The 2040-nt window shown below is 45.6% G+C and carries 2 protein-coding genes; both read left to right on the forward strand.

The features are described 5' to 3' along the window. Positions 1-938 (forward strand): multicopper oxidase domain-containing protein (locus BIZ37_RS29970; protein ID WP_187464649.1); only part of this gene is annotated, 938 nt, incomplete at its 5' end. Positions 939-1003: 65 nt separating this feature from the next. Then, on the forward strand, positions 1004-1927 hold the full coding sequence (locus BIZ37_RS29975) for an SCO family protein (protein WP_187464650.1): 924 nt from the start codon (positions 1004-1006) through the stop codon (positions 1925-1927). Positions 1928-2040: the final 113 nt, after the last annotated feature.

Raw genomic sequence — 2040 nt, forward strand, 5'->3', positions numbered from 1 at the left:
AGGATAGAGAGCCCGTTCCCCTATATATGATCGCCAACGATGGCAACATCATGGAGCACAGTGTGTACTTTGCAAATGGTGTACTTCCTACCCAAGCAATTGCAGAGCGTTACGACATCATTATCGACTTCAGCCAATTTGAAAAAGATACCAAGATCTATTTCGTTAACTTGATGGAGCACAAAGACGGCCGAGAACCCGAAGGCACACTTGGTCGCAAAAAGGCATTCAATGACCCATTTGAACGAGGTAACACTTGTGACCCAGCCGTAGGTAAGTTCCTTGAAGTCAGGGTTCATGAATACGAAGGCAAAGATCTCAGCATGAACCCAGCCGACTATGTCAAAGGGAAAAAGAAAATGATCCCTTTGCCTAAGTTCAGCAAAAAAGAGTTAGCCAATGCCACGCACCGAACATTTGACTTCGGTCGCAGCAGCGGAACCGATACCTCACCTTGGACTATAAAAACCGATGGTGGCCAGGGCCTCACGGCTGATCCTCGCCGGGTATCTGCGGCACCGACAGTCGGCGCTGTAGAAATCTGGCATTTCAAAACTGGCGGCGGCTGGAGCCACCCTATCCATGTCCATTTTGAAGAAGGTCAGATCCTCAGTAAGGACGGTGAAAAACCACCAGAATGGGAACGCTGGGCAAGAAAAGATATTTATCGGCTAGGTGACGAGGTCAACAGCAGTCGGGAAATCACCATCGCAATACGTTTCCGGGAGTTTATGGGCAGTTACGTGAAGCATTGCCATAACACCCAACATGAAGATCATGCACAGCTACTTCGCTGGGATATTGAGAACCCGAATCAAGCCATACCTATACGCAGCCCTATGCCGAGTTGGGAGGGCGTAAAGTATGTCGATTCTTTCACTCTTCCCACCTATAAAACCGGCGATGAAGATGCAAAAGAAGACTTTAACGACGATTAATTCAGATTGACGAAAAACGTTTAACAGGTGGCATCAATGACTGATGCCACCAAGGAGATATGATAATGAAAATAAATAAATCACTGCCAATTTTGGTAATCTGTGGTTTTATACTTCTGTTAAATAGCTCCCCAGCCTTTACCGCCAAATGGCGTGAAAACTACTTCCCTAATACTGAACTCACGACACACAACAACACCAAAGTTAATTTCTATAATGACCTACTCAGAGACAAAGTTGTTCTCATTAATTTCATCTTTACCCGATGTCAAAATATGTGCCCAATGGAAACAGCAAGGCTTGTTGCCCTGCAGCGAAAACTAGGGGATCGAGTCGGCAAAGACATCTTCTTTTATTCTATATCCATCGATCCTGAATACGACACGCCTGATAGGCTCAATGAGTATGCGAAACAATATCAAATTGGCCCTGGCTGGCTTTTTCTAACAGGCAAGAAAGACGAAATTGATGAGCTCAGAACCAAGCTGGGGTTATCAATCGATGATTTGGTCATCTCCGACGATGGTCAACTTGATCACAATTTGAGCCTAATAATCGGCAATGAAGCCACTGGACGCTGGATGAAACGCTCGCCTTATGAAGATACCGCTGTTCTCGCCGCTATGATTGGTGATTGGTTGCATAATTGGCAGTCACCAGATAGCCAACAACTCGCCTCATACGACCAAGCACCAAAGCTGGATGAAGAATCCCATGGCAAATATCTCTATCGCACTCGATGCGCAACGTGCCACTCATATTCCGACAGCGATGAAATGCTTGGCCCGAATTTATCAGGCGTGACAGAACGTCGCAAAGAAGCATGGCTGCGTCGCTGGCTTAAAGAAACAGACACCATGTTAGAAGAAGACCCTGTTGCTATCGCAATGCTGAAGCAATACAACGGAGTTCGCATGCCAAACTTTCAACTCAGCGACACCGATATCGACAGCCTGATGTTGTTCATGAAAGAACAGGACAGCCAGTAAACAGTTCAATGTTGTCGGGTGAGATACTTTATGTAGCCATTATTACTCAGATAATGGCTTACTCTCTTGCAACTTAATGCTAATTGAAGCTGTAACACAGATGACCGTTAATA

Source organism: Photobacterium sp. BZF1 (assembly GCF_014349205.1).
Lineage (GTDB): Bacteria > Pseudomonadota > Gammaproteobacteria > Enterobacterales > Vibrionaceae > Photobacterium.